Origin of the sequence: Streptomyces sp. S.PNR 29 (genome assembly GCF_030386795.1) — a bacterium.
Classification (GTDB): domain Bacteria; phylum Actinomycetota; class Actinomycetes; order Streptomycetales; family Streptomycetaceae; genus Streptomyces.
Genome location: NZ_JANUQM010000007.1, coordinates 183,613 through 200,734, shown reverse-complemented (window position 1 = coordinate 200,734; position 17,122 = coordinate 183,613). Strand labels below are relative to the sequence as shown.

Genomic DNA, 17,122 nt, shown 5'->3' with positions numbered 1-17,122 from the left:
GCAGTTCCCCGTAGTTCCCCGCAGTTCTCCGCGGTGGTATCCACGCGGTTGTCTCCTGCGGGTCCCCCCAACTTTCTGCACTACCTTCCGCCGGGTCAGGCGGCGAAGGAGATGGTTCACGTGTCCGCTACGCCCGTGCTGGCGTTGCGCGGGGTCTCCAAGCGGTTCGGTGCCGTTCAGGCGCTCACCGACGTAGAGCTTGAGGTCCACGCCGGTGAAGTGGTCGCCCTGGTGGGCGACAACGGCGCCGGAAAGTCCACGCTGGTCAAGACGATCGCCGGCGTGCACCCCATCGATGAGGGCGCCATCGAGTGGGAAGGCAGATCCGTCACGATCAACAAGCCGCACGACGCCCAGAACCTGGGCATCGCGACGGTCTACCAGGACCTCGCGCTGTGCGACAACATCGACGTCGTCGGCAACCTCTACCTGGGCCGGGAGATCCGCAAACGCGGGGTCCTGGACGAGGTGGAGATGGAGCGTCGTTCCCGCGAGTTGCTGGACACGCTGTCGATCCGCATCCCCAGCGTCCGTATCCCGATCGCCTCGCTCTCCGGCGGTCAGCGCCAGGTCGTGGCGATCGCCCGTTCCATGCTCGGCGAGCCCAAGCTGGTCATCCTCGACGAGCCCACCGCCGCCCTCGGCGTCGAGCAGACCGCCCAGGTCCTCGACCTCGTGGAGCGGCTGCGCGAGCGCGGTCACGCCGTGATCCTCATCAGCCACAACATGGCCGATGTGAAGGCGGTGGCCGACAAGGTCGCCGTGCTGCGCCTCGGCCGCAACAACGGCGTCTTCGAGGTCAAGTCGACCTCGCAGGAAGAGATCATCTCCGCCATCACGGGCGCCACGGACAACGCCGTGACCCGTCGTGCGGCGCGCACCAATGGGGAGATCAAGAAGTGAGCATCGACAAGACCACCGCGACTTCGGGGACCCCCGAGGACCACGCCGTGGCGAACCCCGAGGCGGCCGCCGCAGCGGTCACGGTCGTCGACCCCCGGCTGCTGGTGCGCGAACAGGGCCTCGCCGGCTACGTCACCGAGTTCAAGCGCAAGCTGAAGTCCGGTGACCTTGGCTCCATTCCGGTCGTCCTGGGCCTGGCGATCATCTGGATCATCTTCCAGAGCCTGAACTCCAACTTCCTCACCGCCGGCAACCTCTCCGACATGTCCGTCGCCATGGTCGGCACGGGCATGATCGCCGTCGGCATCGTCTTCGTGCTGCTGCTCGGCGAGATCGACCTGTCGGTCGGCTCGGTCAGCGGTGTCGCCGGCGCCACCTTCGCCGTGTTCAACGTCACCAACGGCATGAACGAGTGGCTCGCCTTCGTGCTGGCCATCCTCACCGGCACGGTCGCCGGCGCGGTCCACGGCTTCTTCTTCGCGAAGATCGGTGTGCCCGCGTTCGCCGTCACGCTGGCCGGTCTGCTGTTCTGGAACGGCTTCATGCTCCAGATCCTCGGCGACAACGGCACGATCAACCTCGACCCGGACGGGGTCGTGGCCCAGCTCACCAGCTACTACTTCACGGACGTGGCCGCCGCGTACGGCCTGGCGATCGTGGTCACCGCCGGATACTTCCTCAGCTCCTTCCTGGGCAACCGCCGCCGCGAGGCCGCCGGTGTGCCGTCCAGGCCGCTGAGCGAAACCATCCTGCGCACCGCGCTGTTGGCCGTCCTGGCCTTCGCCGTCGCCATCGTCTTCAACCAGTACAAGGGCCTGCCGCTGGCCGTCGTCATCTTCATCGGCGTGCTGCTCGTCACGGACTTCGTGCTGCGCCGTACCGCCTACGGCCGCAAGGTGTTCGCGCTCGGCGGCAGCGTGGAGGCGTCCCGCCGGGCCGGTATCAACGTGGAACTGGTGCGGATCTCGGTGTTCGCGATCTCCGGTACGTTCGCCGCGGTGGGCGGTCTGTTCATCGCGTCGAAGATCGCCTCGGCGAACCAGGGTGCCGGTGGCGGTGACCTGCTGATGAACGCCATCGCTGCCGCGGTGATCGGTGGTACCTCGCTGTTCGGTGGGCGGGGGCGTACCTGGAACGCGCTGCTCGGTGTGCTGGTGATCGTGTCGATCCAGTACGGGCTCGCTCTTGAGGGCATCGCGTCGCCGGTTCAGTACATGATCACGGGTGGTGTGTTGCTGGCCACCGTCGTCATCGACGCGGTGACCCGCAAGACGCAGAAGAGCGCAGGGCGCGCTTAGCGCCGTAGGGGCTGCGCCGGGTGGGCGGCTGCGGGTTGTTCGTGGCTGGTCGCGCCCACGCGGCGGAGCCGCACATCGCGTACAGCCCCGCGCCCCTTACCGGCGTCACTGTGCCCGGCACCTGTGAAGGTGCCGGGCACAGTCGTGTCGTAGCCAAGGGCGTTACTGGGTACAGCCGAACGCGTGACGTATGACGCACCGCCCGGACGCCGTCCACGGAGGCGGAACATTAGACTCGACACGCCCGGCAACTGCTCGAACAGCTCTACTGCAAGGAGGCACGGGTGCCGCTGCTGACCCGCATCAGGGGACCGCGCGATCTGGACCGGCTCAGCCTGGAGGAGCTGGACCAGCTGGCAGAGGAGATCCGGACCTTCCTCGTCGACGCCGTCTCCAAGACCGGCGGCCACCTCGGCCCCAACCTCGGTGTGGTGGAGCTCACCATCGCCCTGCACCGGGTGTTCGACTCGCCCAAGGACAAGGTGCTCTGGGACACCGGCCACCAGTCCTACGTGCACAAGCTGCTGACCGGACGCCAGGACTTCTCCCGGCTGAAGATGAAGGGCGGTCTGTCCGGCTACCCCTCGCAGGCGGAGTCCGAGCACGACATCATCGAGAACTCGCACGCCTCCACCGTCCTCGGCTGGGCCGACGGCATCGCGAAGGCCAACCAGCTGCTCGAACGCGACAGTCACGTCGTCGCCGTGATCGGTGACGGTGCTCTGACGGGCGGTATGGCCTGGGAGGCGCTGAACAACATCGCCGACGCCAAGGACCGGCCCCTCGTCATCGTCGTCAACGACAACGAGCGTTCGTACGCCCCCACCATCGGCGGGCTCGCCAACCACCTGGCGACGCTGCGTACGACGGACGGCTACGAGCGTTTCCTGGCACGGACGAAGGAGGTGCTGGAGCGGACCCCCGTCGTCGGCAGGCCGCTCTACGGCACCCTGCACGGCGCCAAGAAGGGCCTGAAGGACTTCATCGCCCCGCAGGGCATGTTCGAGGACCTGGGGCTCAAGTACGTCGGTCCCATCGACGGGCACGACATCGAGGCCCTGGAGTCGGCCCTGGTGCGCGCCAAGCGGTTCGGCGGCCCCGTCATCGTGCACTGCCTCACGGAGAAGGGCCGCGGCTACCAGCCGGCGCTCCAGGACGAGGCCGACCGCTTCCACGCCGTCGGCAAGATCCACCCCGACACCGGCCTGCCGATCGCGTCCTCCGGCGCCGACTGGACGTCCGTCTTCGGCGAGGAGATGGTCAAGCTCGGCGAGGAGCGCGAGGACATCGTCGCCATCACGGCCGCGATGCTCCAGCCGGTCGGCCTGGAGAAGTTCGCCAAGCGGTTCCCGGAGCGGGTGTACGACGTCGGCATCGCCGAGCAGCACGGCGCCGTCTCCGCGGCGGGCCTCGCCACCGGCGGAGTGCACCCGGTGTTCGCGGTGTACGCCACCTTCCTCAACCGGGCCTTCGACCAGGTCCTGATGGACGTCGCCCTGCACAAGTGCGGTGTGACCTTCGTCCTGGACCGGGCCGGCATCACCGGCACCGACGGCGCCTCGCACAACGGCATGTGGGACATGTCGATCCTCCAGGTCGTACCGGGCCTGCGGCTGGCCGCCCCGCGCGACGCCGACCAGGTGCGCGCGCAGCTGCGCGAGGCCGTCGAGGTCAAGGACGCGCCGACCGTGGTCCGCTTCTCCAAGGGCGCCGTCGGGCCCGCCGTACCGGCCGTCGGCCGGGTCGGGGGCATGGACGTGCTGCGCGAGCCGGGGACGGACAAGCCCGACGTGCTGCTCGTCTCGGTCGGCGCCCTGGCTCCCATGTGTCTGGAGGTCGCCGACCTGCTCGACAAGCAGGGCATCTCCACCACCGTCGTCGACCCGCGCTGGGTCAAGCCCGTCGACGAGGCCATGGCCCCGCTCGCCGAGCGGCACCGCGTGGTCGTCACCGTCGAGGACAACTCGCGCGTCGGCGGTGTCGGCTCGGCGATCGCGCAGGCCCTGCGGGACGCGGGTGTCGATGTGCCGCTGCGCGACTTCGGCATCCCGCCGCGCTTCCTGGACCACGCCTCCCGCGCCGAGGTCATGGCCGAGATCGGCCTCACCGCCCCGGACATCGCCCGCCAGGTCACCGGGCTGGTCTCCAAGCTGGACGGCCGGTACGAACGTACGTCGGCCGAGGTCGACGCGGTGGAGCCCGCGCGCGACTGACGAAGGACGCCTGACGTCCGGATGGGCCGGTGCGACCACTGCCTGGAGTGGTCGCACCGGCCCATTGGCGTGAATCCATCGGTGCCGGGGCATACGGTCTACGCCCCCTCTCGATCATGCCGAGGACGCCAAGCGTGGGAGGTAGTCGTGAGCAGCACCCTCTTCCGGACGAAGAAGGTCGAGCAGTCCATCCGGGACACCGAGGAGCCAGAGCACGCGCTCAGAAAGTCCTTGTCCGCGCTGGATCTGACCGTCTTCGGCGTCGGTGTCATCATCGGCACCGGCATCTTCGTCCTGACCGGCACCGTCGCCAAGAACAACGCCGGACCCGCGGTCGCCCTGGCCTTCGTCGCGTCCGGTGTCGCCTGCGCGCTCGCCGCGCTCTGCTACGCCGAGTTCGCCTCCACGGTTCCGGTGGCCGGCTCCGCGTACACCTTCTCGTACGCCTCCCTCGGTGAACTGCCCGCCTGGATCATCGGCTGGGACCTGGTCCTGGAGTTCGCGCTGGGTACGGCGGTGGTCGCCGTCGGCTGGTCCGGCTACATCCAGTCGCTGATGTCGAACGCGGGCTGGGAGATGCCCGCGGCCCTGGGCAGCAGGGAGGGCGCCTCCGGCTTCGGCTTCGACATCCTCGCCGCCGTCCTGGTGCTGGCGCTCACCTGCATCCTCGTCATCGGCATGAAGCTGTCCGCCCGGTTCACCCAGCTCGTCGTCGCCGTCAAGGTGACCGTCGTCCTGGTGGTGATCATCGCCGGTGCCTTCCTGGTCGACGGCGACAACTACGACCCGTTCATCCCGAAGACCCAGGAGGTGGAGGCGGGCAGCTCCCTGAGCGCCCCGCTCATCCAGATCATGTTCGGCTGGGCGCCCTCGAACTTCGGTGTGATGGGCATCTTCACCGCCGCCTCCGTGGTCTTCTTCGCCTTCATCGGCTTCGACATCGTCGCCACGGCCGCCGAGGAGACCAGGAACCCGCAGCGGGACATGCCGCGCGGCATCCTCGGCTCGCTGTTCATCTGCACCGCGCTCTACGTCGCCGTGTCGCTCGTCGTGACCGGCATGCAGCACTACAGCCGGCTGTCCGTGGACGCCCCGCTCGCCGACGCGTTCAAGGCCACCGGGCACCCCTGGTTCGCGGGCTTCATCAGCTTCGGCGCCGCGGTCGGCCTGACCACGGTCTGCATGATCCTGCTGCTCGGCCAGACCCGGGTGTTCTTCGCGATGAGCCGCGACGGGCTGCTGCCCCGCTTCTTCTCCCACGTCCACCCCCGCTTCAGGACCCCGCACCGGCCCACCATCCTGCTGGGCGTGGTCATCGCGGTCCTCGCCGGCTTCACGCCCCTGAACGAACTCGCCGCGCTGGTGAACATCGGCACGCTGTTCGCCTTCATCGTCGTGGCGATCAGCGTGATGGTCCTCCGCCGCACCCGCCCCGACCTGCACCGGGCCTTCCGCACCCCGTGGGTGCCGGTCATCCCGATCCTGTCGGTGCTGGCCTCGCTGTGGCTGATGCTGAATCTGCCCGCCGAGACCTGGATCCGGTTCGGCATCTGGATGGTGGCCGGTTTCTTCGTGTACTTCCTGTACGGCCGCACCCACAGCCGTCTGGCACGGGGTGAGGAGGCCACGGCGGGCGAGGTGGCGTGAGGCGGTGACGCCTCGTCATGACGCGGCGGACCGTTCAGCGGAACCGACGCCGCGCTGAGTTCACGCGTCGTGGTCGGGCGGTGTCGTGCGGGCCGGGGCGGTCCCGTCCCGCACGCTTCGCGGCCCCGTGACCCGCGCGCCCAGCTCCGTCACCCGGCGCCGCAGCTCGCGGTCCGCCGTGGCGACCAGGCAGGCGCGGTCGCCTGCCGCCTCGACCAGTTCGACGATACGGTCGTCCCCGCTGCCGGGCGCGGACTCCACCCGCACGCCCGGCGCGGAGTCCACGCCGCGGGCCGCGCCCTCGACCACGAGGACGATCTCCGCCGGACCGTCGTGCCCCGGCAGCCCGTCCGCCGCCAGCCGGTCCCGGAGCCGTTCCGCCGCCCCGCGCCGGTCCCGCCACCAGCCGTCGGGCACCGACCCGATGACGTTCGCGGCGTCGACGATCACGAGCAGGGGGTTGTCGTCCATGAGGCCGTCCATACGGCCAGGGTCGCACGACCGTCCCCCGCCCGGCCGTACCCGCCGGGAGACGGTGCGGCATCCCCGCTTAGAGTGAACCGGTGAACGGCGACTGGCTCATCCGCGGCCGAGACGGCCGCCTCAGTGTCTATCTGCCGTCGGGCGACGCCGTCCTGTGCCGTGCCGAGCGCGCGCCCGGAGGGCCCTGGGAGGCGCCCCGCCGAGTGGGCGGCGACCAGAAACTGCACCCCGGACTCGCCATCGGCCAGGGCGCCGACGGCTACGCCCACCTGGTCGCCTGGCGGCCCACCGTGCCCGGCCAGTCGGGCCTGGTGCACTCCACGCACTTCCGGCCCCGGCTCGCGCCCCTGGACTGGAACCCGGTGGGCCACCCGGACAAGAAGGGCGACCGCACCGGGATGCCGGCCGTGGCGGTCGACGCCCAGGGACGCGCCCACCTCTTCGTCCGCAACGGTGGCGGCGGGGTGAGCATGCTCGCCCAGAAGGAGAAGGGCGGCTGGGGCCCCTGGCGGGACCTCAAGGGGCAGGACGTCCAGGGGGAGTTGGCCGCCGTGACGGGGGAGTCCGGCAGGGTCGAGCTGTACGCGGCCGTCCCCGGCGGGGTCCGGCACTGGCGGCAGGAGGAGCCGGGCGCACAGCCGGTACCGCAGGAGGGGTGCGACGTGCCGGTGCGGCCCGGCACCCTCCGGGCACTCGCCACCTCACCGGAGCACACCACCCTGTTCTTCACCGACGACTCCGGTGACCTGTGCGCCTGGCGCCCCGGCGACAAGCCGGTGTCCCTCCTCGCCTCCGCCGGCCCCGGCCCGGTCGCCGCCGTCCGCTGCGTCATCGGGGGCCACGACTGCACGCTGCTCGCCCAGCGCTCGGTGAGCGGCCGGGTCGCCTTCGCCGCGTACCCCACGGAACAGGAGTCGGCCGGCGCCTGGTGGACCGAGTCGGGCCCCCGACTGGCCGCGGACGCCGAGGTGTCCGTCGCGGTGGACGAGGACGACCGGGTGGTGGCGGCCACCCTGTCCCCGTCGACCGGGCAGCTTCTCCTCACCCGCCGCAAGGACGAGCCGGGGCTGGCTCTGGAGGCGTGGCGGGAGGTCTGACGGGCGTTCGTGCGCGTCCTGACGTGCGGGTGTGCTGCGGCGCGTCCCATCTGCCCCTTTCGCCGTGGTCCCCTCTGCTTCCTCGCCGCTGCCTCAGTTGATCGACGTGCAGGTCGAGTGCGTCCGAGGTTGACCAATCGTCGAACCAGGAAGCTAAAGTACTAGGCAACTAGATAAATGGAGGAACTGGTGATTGAGTTCCACCTGAACGAGCGGTCCGGCCTCTCCCCGTACCAGCAGCTCGTCCAGCAAGTCCGCCATGCGCTCCGGCTGGGCCTGCTGAACGAAGGCGATCGGCTGCCGACGGTCAAGGAAGTGGCGGGGCAGCTGGCCATCAACCCGAACACCGTGCTCAAGGCATACCGAGAGCTCGAGTACGAGGGGCTGGTGGCTGCCCGCCCGGGCGTCGGAACGTTCGTGACGCGGACGCTGGCCGACGCCACACTCGCCGAGCACGCCCGCCTCCGCGGGGATCTGCGGCGCTGGCTGGCCGAGGCACGCCGCACCGGCCTGGACGACGAGAGCATCGAGGCCCTGTTCATGACCACCTTTCGGACCACCGCTGGAGAGGACGTAGCGTGAGCGCCGTCTTACAGGCCCGGACACTGGGCAAGAAGTACAAGCAGCGTTGGGCGCTGCGGGACTGCACGCTGGAGGTGCCCGCCGGGAGGGTCGTCGGCCTGGTCGGTCCCAACGGCGCCGGGAAGTCCACCCTGCTGAACCTGGCATCCGGCATGCTGACGCCGACGTCCGGGACGATCGAGGTGTGCGGCGGCCGCCCCGCCGACGGCCCCGCGCAGCTGGCCAAAGTGGGTTTCGTCGCACAGGACACCCCGACCTACGCCGGATTGAGCGTCGCCGACCACCTGCGGCTGGGCGCCCGGCTCAACCCCGGTTGGGACGACGCCCTGGCCGCCCAGCGGATCCGGCGGCTCGGCCTCGACCTCAAGCAGCGCGCCGGGCGGCTGTCCGGCGGCCAGCGCGCCCAGCTCGCCCTCACCCTGGGGCTGGCCAAGCGGCCCGAACTGCTCATCCTCGACGAACCGGTCGCCGCCCTCGACCCGCTCGCCCGCAGGGAGTTCATGCAGGACCTGATGGAGGCCGTCGCCGAGCACGAGCTGAGCGTCGTGCTCTCCTCCCACCTGGTCTCCGACGTGGAGCGGACCTGCGACTACGTCATCGTCCTGGTCGACTCCCGCGTGCAGATAGCCGGTGACATCGACGAGCTGCAGGCCACCCATCACCGCCTCACCGGCCCCCGCCGCGACCCGGCCACCCTCCCGGCGGACTGGCACGTCATCACCGCCAGCCACACCGACCGGCAGACCACCCTCCTGGTGCGTACCGAGGCTCCGGTCAACGATCCCTCCTGGAGCGTCAGCCCGCTCGCTCTGGAAGACATCGTCCTGGCTTACATGACCCGGCCCGGCGATGCGGTCCGTGACACCCGGCCCGCGCTGGAGGTACTCCGATGATCTGGCTGACCTGGCGCCAGTTCCGCACCCAGGCCGCCGTGGTGTTCGCCGCACTGGCCGCCCTCGCCGCCACCCTCGCGGTCACCGGCCCGCAGCTGGCCGACCTCTACAAAGCAGCCGGCAGCACCCTGGTGGACCGGATTCCCAGTGCGGACCAGACCCTCTACTACGCCGGACTGATGGTTGTGCTCGCCGTGCCGGCGGCCATCGGAATGTTCTGGGGCGCGCCGCTGATCGCCCGTGAGCTGGAGACCGGCACCCACCACCTGGCGTGGAACCAGGGCGTCACCCGCACCCGCTGGCTGGCGACCAAGCTGGGCTTCGGCGCGGCGGCCGCCATGACCGCCGCCGGACTGGCCGCACTCGTGGTGAGCTGGTGGAGCAGCCCCATCGACCGGGCCGTCAACGACGGTGGCGCCACGGACACGTACTTCTCGCGGCTCGACCCCATGGCCTTCGCCGCACGAGGTGTCGTCCCCGTCGCCCACGCCGCCTTCGCCTTCGTCCTGGGCGTCGCCCTCGGCCTCGTCATCCGTCGCACCCTGCCCGCGATGGCAGCCACGCCTGTCCTCTACGCCGCCGTCCAGATCGCTGTGCCGATGTGGGTCCGGCCTCATCTGGTCACGCCGGACCGGACCACCGTGCCGATCAGAACCGGCATCCCCATCAGCATCCAGGACGAGAGCGCCAAGGAGATCGTCGTACACCCCGATCTGCCCGGTGCCTGGCTCACCTCCCAGCAGACACTGAACGCCGCCGGTCAGCCGTCCTCCCCACCGTCGTCCTTCGCCGACTGCCTGTACGGCGGGTCGGACATACCCAGCCTTCAGCACGTCGACCGCTGCATCGCCGACCTCGGCGCCCAGGGCTACCGGCAGCAGGTGACGTACCAGCCCGCCAGCAACTTCTGGGCCCTTCAATGGGCCGAGACCGGGCTCTACCTCGGGCTCGCCCTGGTCCTGACCGGGTTCTGCGCCTGGTGGATCCGCCGCCGTCTGACCTGACGAGCGACCCGACGGCCGCCTTCGCCGGGTCGTCGCCGTCGGTTCGACCGCGGCGTCACCGTACGCGGCCGGCTCCCCGTGGTGCCGCGCACCAAGGCTCCCGCGTTCGTCGTCCAGGGCGTGACGCGGATCGCCGATGTCAGGGCCGACGCGGGCGCATGAAAAGAGGGCCTCCGCCGAGCGGCGGAGGCCCTCTTCAGCCACGTACGGCCGTTACGCCGGGACCGACGCCACGCCCGGCTCCAGGAACCGCTTCCCGTTCACGCGCTCGGAGACGCCCTCACGGTCCAGGTACGGCGTGATGCCGCCCAGGTGGAAGGGCCAGCCGGCGCCGGTGATCAGGCACAGGTCGATGTCCTGGGCCTCGGCGACGACACCCTCGTCGAGCATGAGCCCGATCTCCTGCGCCACCGCGTCCAGGACGCGCTCGCGCACCTGCTCCTCGGTCAGGACGGTGTCGCCCTGCTTCAGCAGCGCGGCGACCTCGGGGTCCAGCTCCGGCTTGCCGCTGTCGTAGACGTAGAAGCCGCGCTTGCCCGCCTCCACGACCGCCTTGAGGTTCGGGGAGACCTTGAAGCGGTCCGGGAACGCCTTGTTGAGCGTCTCGGAGACGTGCAGGCCGATCGCCGGGCCCACCAGTTCCAGCAGGACGAGCGGAGACATCGGCAGGCCCAGGGGCTCCACCGCCTTCTCCGCCACCTCGACCGGGGTGCCCTCGTCGATGACGTTCTGGATCTCGCCCATGAAGCGGGTCAGGATGCGGTTCACGACGAACGCCGGGGCGTCCTTGGTGAGGACCGCGGTCTTCTTCAGCTTCTTGGCGACGGCGAACGCCGTGGCCAGGGAGGCGTCGTCGGTCTGCTCGCCGCGGACGATCTCCAGCAGCGGCAGGACGGCGACCGGGTTGAAGAAGTGGAAGCCGACGACCCGCTCGGGGTGCTTCAGCTTCGACGCCATCTCGGACACGGACAGGGACGAGGTGTTGGTGGCGAAGATCGCGTGCGCCGGGGCGACCGCCTCGACCTCCGCGAACACCTTCTGCTTGACGCCCATCTCCTCGAACACGGCCTCGATGACGAAGTCCGCGTCCGCGAAGCCCTCGGCCTTGTCCAGGACACCGGTCACCAGCGCCTTGAGGCGGTTGGCCTTGTCCTGGTTGATCCGGCCCTTGCCGAGCAGCTTGTCGATCTCGGCGTGGACGTAACCCACACCCTTGTCGACGCGCTCCTGGTCGATGTCGGTCAGCACGACCGGCACCTCCAGGCGGCGCAGGAACAGCAGCGCGAGCTGGCTGGCCATCAGGCCGGCGCCGACGACACCCACCTTGGTGACCGGGCGGGCCAGGTTCTTGTCGGGGGCGCCCGCCGGGCGCTTGCCGCGCTTCTGCACCAGGTTGAAGGCGTAGATGCCGGCGCGCAGCTCGCCACCCATGATCAGGTCGGCGAGGGCCTTGTCCTCGGCGTCGTAGCCCTGCTGGAGGTCGCCGTTCTTGGCGGCGGCGATGATGTCCAGGGCGCGGTAGGCGGCCGGGGCCGCGCCGTGCACCTTGCCGTCGGCGATGAAGCGGCCCTTGGCGACGGCCTGGTCCCAGGCCTCGCCGCGGTCGATCACCGGGCGGTCGACGACGATCTCGCCCTTGAGGACGGAGGCCGTCCAGATCAGCGACTGCTCCAGGAAGTCGGCGCCCTCGAAGATCGCGTCGGCGATCCCGAGCTCGTAGACCTGCTTGCCCTTGAGCTGCTTGTTCTGGTTGAGGCTGTTCTCGATGATCACCGAGACGGCCTTGTCGGCGCCGATCAGGTTCGGCAGCAGCGTGCAGCCGCCCCAGCCCGGGACCAGGCCCAGGAACACCTCGGGGAGGGAGAACGCCGGGAGGGCCGCGGACACCGTGCGGTAGGTGCAGTGCAGGCCGACCTCGACGCCACCGCCCATCGCGGCGCCGTTGTAGTACGCGAAGGTCGGCACGGCCAGCTTGGAGAGCCGCTTGAAGACCTCGTGGCCGCCCTTGCCGATGGCGAGCGCGTGCTCGTACTCCTTGAGGATCTCCACGCCCTTGAGGTCGGCGCCGACCGCGAAGATGAACGGCTTGCCGGTGATGCCGACGCCGACGATCTCGCCGTCCGCGGCCTCCTTCTCGACCTGGTCGAGGGCCGTGTTCAGGTTCGCCAGCGAGGCGGGGCCGAAGGTGGTCGGCTTGGTGTGGTCGTGGCCGTTGTCCAGGGTGATCAGGGCGAAGCGGCCCGCACCCAGCGGCAGGTCGAAGTGGCGTACGTGCGCCTGCGTGACGACCTCGTCCGGGAACAGCTCGGCCGCACCCTTCAGCAGTTCGGCGGTGGTGCTCACTTGCCCTCCCAGTTCGGGTTCTCCCAGATGACCGTCGCGCCCATGCCGAAGCCGACGCACATGGTGGTCAGGCCGTAGCGGACCTGAGGCTGCTCCTCGAACTGGCGGGCCAGCTGCGTCATCAGCCGGACGCCGGAGGAGGCCAGCGGGTGCCCGAAGGCGATGGCGCCGCCGTACTGGTTGACGCGCTCGTCGTCGTCGGCGATGCCGTAGTGGTCGAGGAAGGCCAGGACCTGGACGGCGAAGGCCTCGTTGATCTCGAACAGACCGATGTCGGAGATGGACAGCCCCGCCTTGGCGAGGGCCTTCTCCGTCGCCGGGATCGGGCCGTAGCCCATGACCTCGGGCTCGACGCCCGCGAAGGCGTAGGAGACCAGGCGCATCTTGACCGGCAGGTCGTTCTCGCGGGCGAACTCCTCGGAGGCGATGACCGAGGCGGTGGCGCCGTCGTTCAGACCGGCCGCGTTACCGGCGGTTACTCGGCCGTGGACGCGGAACGGCGTCTTCAGGCCCGCCAGGTTCTCCAGGGTCGTGCCCGGGCGCATCGGCTCGTCGGCGGTGACCAGGCCCCAGCCCGTCTCGCCGCCCTCGGGGTTCGTACGGCGTACGGAGATCGGCACCAGGTCGGCCTGGATCTTGCCGTTGGCGTACGCCTTGGCGGCCTTCTCCTGGGAGCGCACGGCGTACTCGTCGGCGCGCAGCTTGGTGATGTGCGGGTAGCGGTCGTGCAGGTTCTCGGCGGTCATGCCCATGAACAGGGCGGACTCGTCGACCAGCTTCTCGCTGACGAACCGCGGGTTCGGGTCGACGCCCTCGCCCATCGGGTGCCGGCCCATGTGCTCGACACCGCCCGCGATGGCGACGTCGTACGCGCCGAAGGCGATGGAGCCGGACACCGTGGTGACGGCGGTCAGGGCGCCCGCGCACATACGGTCGATCGAGTAGCCGGGCACGGACTGCGGCAGACCGGCGAGGATGCCGGCCGTACGGCCGATCGTCAGGCCCTGGTCGCCGATCTGCGTCGTCGCGGCGATGGCGACCTCGTCGATCGTCTTCGGGTCGAGACCGGGGTTGCGGCGCAGCAGCTCCCGGATCGCCTTCACGACGAGGTCGTCGGCACGGGTCTCGTGGTAGATGCCCTTCGGGCCCGCCTTGCCGAACGGGGTGCGGACGCCGTCGACGAAGACGACGTCCCTGACGGTACGAGGCACGATGGCTCTCCTCCAGGGTGCGGGATGGCACTGCTGCGGTGCGCTGAGCGCGCGCTTATCACCATGCTACTTATGAGTAACGTAGCTGCCCAGTCCCGGGGGCGCGAGCGGTGAAGGTCACACCCCTGCGAGTGTCCCGGCGCCCGCCTCCTACCCCCCACTCGGGCGGGGCAAGGGACCTGTGCAGAGCCACTGGACCTGCGCCGGCGCGCGGACGCGGGAAAACGCTGGGATGCTGAGGAGGGGGCGCTCCCGTGATCTGAAGAACAGTGGTGGTGAGCGCCTTGGCTGGCTTGGAGGAGAACGAACCGGAACCGGCCGCGCAGCGGGCCGATCCGCACGGGGACCCGTTTCTGCGCACCCGGTTCGCCGTACCGGCACGTCCCACGGTGTTTCTGCGCAGGGAGCGGCTGGGCCGGCACCTGGATCACGCCCTGCTGACTCCGCTGACCATGGTCAACGGAGCCGCGGGGGCGGGCAAGACCGTGCTGGTGGCCGACTGGGCCGCGGGGCTGGACCGGCCCGTCGCCTGGCTCACCACCGACGCGGCGGACCAGGGCCCCGGGACGTTCTGGGCGTATCTGCTCCAGTCCCTGCGCGCCTCCGGAGTACCGCTGTCCGCCGGCGTCGGCTCTCCCGCGGACGCCGGCCGCGTGGACCACACGCTGCTGACCCGGCTCGCCACCGAGCTGAGTGCGCTGGACCCACCCGTGATCGTGGTGATCGACGAGTACGACCGCGTGAGAGCTCCGGAGATCTCCGAGCAGTTGGAGTTCCTCCTGCACCACGCGGCGCAGGGCATACGTCTGATCCTCGTCTCCCGCACCGAACCCCTGCTGCCGCTGCACCGGCACCGGGCGGCCGGCGACATGACCGAGATCAGGAACGCGGAACTCGCCTTCACCGCCGAGGAGGCCGCCGTGCTGCTGGAGCGACACGGACTGAGCCCCCCGTCGCACGCCGTGCACGCGCTCGTGGAGCGCACCCGGGGCTGGGCCGCCGGCCTCAGACTGTGCGCCCTGGCCGCGCAGCAGAGCCCCGACCCGGAGACGTACCTGAAGGAGTTCGAGGCCGAGCACACCCCGGCCGCCGACTTCCTGCTCGCGGAGGTGCTCGGACGGCAGAGCGCCGAGACCCAGGATCTCCTGCTGCGGGTCAGTGTCCTCGACCGCTTCTGCCCCGACCTGGCGAACGCGCTGACCGAGCGCACGGATGCCGAGCCCCTTCTGGCCGGGCTGCGCCAGGAGAACGCGTTCGTCGAGTACCTCGGGCACACCTGGTACCGCCTCCATCCTCTCTTCGGGGAGATCCTCCGGGCCCATCTACGGGTGCGCTCGCCCGGCCTGGAACCCGTACTCCACCGGCGGGCCGCGGGCTGGCTGCGGCGCCGCGGATACCTCGTGGAGACGCTCGGCCACGCCGCGGCCGCGGGGGACTGGGAGTTCACGGCCGCCGCTCTCGTCGACGACCTCGCCATCGGCCGGATCTTCACGGGTCTGAGCACCGAGGACCTGGCCGCGCTGTTCGCCCGGATGGGGCCCGAGGCCACCGGTCCCTGCGCGGACCTCGTCCGCGCGGCCTGTGAACTGTCCCGGCGCGATCTCGACCGTGGCCTGACCCACCTGCGGCACGCCGAGCGGAGCCTGGCCGGGGACGGGGCCGCATCGGCGGCGGCCCGGCTGAGCTGTGCCCTGCTGCAAGCCCTGGCGGCCCGGCTGACGGGTTCGCCGCGCAAGGCGGAACTGGCCGCGGAGGCCGCCGAGAAGCTGCGGGCCGAGGTCCCCGCCCACCTCCTGGACGAGCACGCCGAGCTCACCGCCCTGCTGCTCACCCATCTGGGATCGGCGCGGCTGTGGGCCGGGCGCTTCGAGGAGGCCCGCGCCGCCCTGTCCACGGTGGCCGGCTCCCGCGGCTCCGCCTCGACGGCGCTGCCACGCGAGGACTCCCTGGCCCGCCTGGGCCTGATCGACTACCTGGACGGCTGGCCCGGCAGGGCGGAGCGCAAGGCCCTCGCGGCGCAGGCCGAGACGGAACGGTTCAGCCTCACGCAACCGTCCGCCTCCGGCATCGAACGGCTGGTCCTGGCCGCCGTGGCGGTGGACCGCGACGAACTGGCCCGGGCCGAGGCCCTTTTGGACGCGGCGGCCGACTCGCACCCCGGGATGCGGGACCCCGTGCTGGAGGCGGGCCGGGCCGTCACCACCGCGCGTCTGCTGCTGGCCCGGGGCCGGACGCGGGCCGCGCTCGAAGCGGCGAAACCGGCCGTCTCCGCCGACGTGGACTCCCCCTGGGCTCAGGGTCAGGCGGCGCTGGTCGCGTCCGCCGTCCACCTGGCCGAAGGCCGGCCGGAGACGGCCGCGGCACTCCTCGGATCGTTGGCCGACGGCCAGGTGGCGTGTGCCGTGGGGGCGGCGCGGGCCCGGCTCGCCGCGGGCCGGCCCGCCGAGGCGATCGACCTGCTCGACCGGGCGCACCCCGCGGGCCGCGCCGGTCCCGCGGTGACCGTCCGGGCCGCTCTGGTGCGGGCGCAGGCCGCGGACGCGGCGGGAGACACCGCCACCTCGCGCAGGCTTCTCGCCCAGGCCCTTCGCGAGGCACGGCCCGAGCGGTTGCGACGTCCCTTCCTCGAAGCCGGACCGTGGATCCGCCGCTTTATGGACTCGGCGCCCCTGCGGCAGCTGGCAGCGGGCTGGCTCACCCTGGGCCCCCCGCCGCACGGCGGGCTGCCGCGGCCCGAGGACCGGCTGCCGCGGGTCGTGGAGGAGCTGAGCGGACGCGAGCGCGATGTGCTGCGGCGGCTGGCCCGGATGATGTCGACGGAGGAGATCGCCGTCGATCTGTACGTGTCGGTGAACACGGTCAAGACCCACCTCAAGAGCCTCTACCGGAAGCTGGCGGTGAACCGGCGCAGCGACGCGGTACGCCGCGCACGCGAGCTGGGGCTGCTGTGAGCCGGGAGGAGCGCAGAGCCGAGCGCCGGAAGGACACCGACTACACCGGTGGTGTCTACGGCTCCATGCTCGCCGCCTCCGTGATCGTCGGTGTCGGCACCCTCGGCTCCTTCCCGACCCTGGAACTGGTGCTGCTGCTGTTGCTCACCGGCATCGTGTTCTGGCTCGCCCACGTGCACGCCCAGCTGTTCGGCGCGCGCCTGGCGGAGCAGCGCCTGGACCGCCGAACCGTGCTGCACGTGTGCCGCGACGAGTGGCCGATCGTCAAGGCGGCCGTCCCGCCCGCCGTCGCCGTGGCCGTCAGCCCTCTGCTGGGCCTGGGCGTGGAGGGCGCCCTCTGGCTGGCGCTCTGCGTGGCCGTGGCCGGGCAGGTGGGCTGGTCGGCGGCAGCGGCACGACGGGCGGGCGCCCGGTGGCTCCTGGTGCTCACCACCGTCTCGGTGAATCTGCTGCTCGGCGTGCTCATCATCACCTTGAAGATCGCACTGACGCACTGA

At 70.8% G+C, this 17,122-nt stretch carries 13 protein-coding genes; 10 read left to right on the top strand and 3 right to left on the bottom strand.

Annotated features, from left to right (window positions below; genetic code table 11):
* The first annotated feature begins 111 nt into the window (after window positions 1–111).
* The 4 genes from NW895_RS20535 (at window position 112) to NW895_RS20520 (ending at window position 6,061) form a co-directional block, all read left to right on the top strand.
* A complete protein-coding gene (locus NW895_RS20535; RefSeq protein ID WP_289937205.1) occupies window positions 112–903 on the top strand; it encodes an ATP-binding cassette domain-containing protein in 792 nt (263 codons plus the stop codon).
* Window positions 900–2,201 (top strand): sugar ABC transporter permease, encoded by a 1,302-nt coding sequence (locus tag NW895_RS20530; RefSeq protein ID WP_289937204.1) that lies wholly within the window; start codon window positions 900–902, stop codon window positions 2,199–2,201. The genes NW895_RS20535 and NW895_RS20530 overlap by 4 nt, the downstream gene beginning before the upstream one ends.
* Before the next feature lie 284 nt (window positions 2,202–2,485).
* Window positions 2,486–4,414, top strand: coding sequence for a 1-deoxy-D-xylulose-5-phosphate synthase (gene dxs / locus NW895_RS20525; protein WP_289937203.1), 1,929 nt, complete (start codon window positions 2,486–2,488; stop codon window positions 4,412–4,414).
* Window positions 4,415–4,561: 147 nt separating this feature from the next.
* Window positions 4,562–6,061, top strand: coding sequence for an amino acid permease (locus tag NW895_RS20520; protein ID WP_289937202.1), 1,500 nt, complete (start codon window positions 4,562–4,564; stop codon window positions 6,059–6,061).
* Window positions 6,062–6,121: 60 nt separating this feature from the next.
* Here the strand turns inward: NW895_RS20520 and NW895_RS20515 are convergent, their stop codons facing one another.
* Window positions 6,122–6,532, bottom strand: coding sequence for an NTP pyrophosphohydrolase (locus tag NW895_RS20515; protein ID WP_289937201.1), 411 nt, complete (start codon window positions 6,530–6,532; stop codon window positions 6,122–6,124).
* 92 nt (window positions 6,533–6,624) lie between these two features.
* Here NW895_RS20515 and NW895_RS20510 point away from each other — a divergent pair, with 92 nt between their 5' ends.
* The 4 genes from NW895_RS20510 (at window position 6,625) to NW895_RS20495 (ending at window position 10,120) form a co-directional block, all read left to right on the top strand.
* The gene (locus NW895_RS20510) at window positions 6,625–7,641 is read left to right on the top strand and encodes a hypothetical protein (protein WP_289937200.1); all 1,017 of its coding nucleotides are present in this window, start codon (window positions 6,625–6,627) and stop codon (window positions 7,639–7,641) included.
* A 177-nt stretch (window positions 7,642–7,818) separates the two neighbouring features.
* Window positions 7,819–8,223: a GntR family transcriptional regulator gene (locus NW895_RS20505; protein ID WP_289937199.1), complete on the top strand. Its 405-nt coding sequence runs from the start codon at window positions 7,819–7,821 to the stop codon at window positions 8,221–8,223.
* Window positions 8,220–9,116: an ABC transporter ATP-binding protein gene (locus NW895_RS20500; protein WP_289937198.1), complete on the top strand. Its 897-nt coding sequence runs from the start codon at window positions 8,220–8,222 to the stop codon at window positions 9,114–9,116. Before NW895_RS20505 ends, NW895_RS20500 begins: the two co-directional genes overlap by 4 nt.
* The gene (locus NW895_RS20495; RefSeq protein WP_289937197.1) at window positions 9,113–10,120 is read left to right on the top strand and encodes a transporter; all 1,008 of its coding nucleotides are present in this window, start codon (window positions 9,113–9,115) and stop codon (window positions 10,118–10,120) included. Before NW895_RS20500 ends, NW895_RS20495 begins: the two co-directional genes overlap by 4 nt.
* A 213-nt stretch (window positions 10,121–10,333) precedes the next feature.
* Here NW895_RS20495 and NW895_RS20490 read toward each other — a convergent pair whose 3' ends face one another.
* Complete coding sequence (locus tag NW895_RS20490) at window positions 10,334–12,463, bottom strand: 3-hydroxyacyl-CoA dehydrogenase NAD-binding domain-containing protein (protein ID WP_289937196.1); 2,130 nt, start codon at window positions 12,461–12,463, stop codon at window positions 10,334–10,336.
* Entirely contained in the window at window positions 12,460–13,674 is a 1,215-nt protein-coding gene (locus NW895_RS20485; protein ID WP_289937195.1) for an acetyl-CoA C-acyltransferase, read from the bottom strand. Before NW895_RS20485 ends, NW895_RS20490 begins: the two co-directional genes overlap by 4 nt.
* 275 nt (window positions 13,675–13,949) lie before the next feature.
* Here NW895_RS20485 and NW895_RS20480 point away from each other — a divergent pair, with 275 nt between their 5' ends.
* Together NW895_RS20480 and NW895_RS20475 are read left to right on the top strand one after the other, a co-directional pair.
* The gene (locus NW895_RS20480) at window positions 13,950–16,625 is read left to right on the top strand and encodes a LuxR C-terminal-related transcriptional regulator (protein ID WP_289937194.1); all 2,676 of its coding nucleotides are present in this window, start codon (window positions 13,950–13,952) and stop codon (window positions 16,623–16,625) included.
* Window positions 16,622–17,122, top strand: coding sequence for a hypothetical protein (locus tag NW895_RS20475; RefSeq protein ID WP_289937193.1), 501 nt, complete (start codon window positions 16,622–16,624; stop codon window positions 17,120–17,122). The genes NW895_RS20480 and NW895_RS20475 overlap by 4 nt, the downstream gene beginning before the upstream one ends.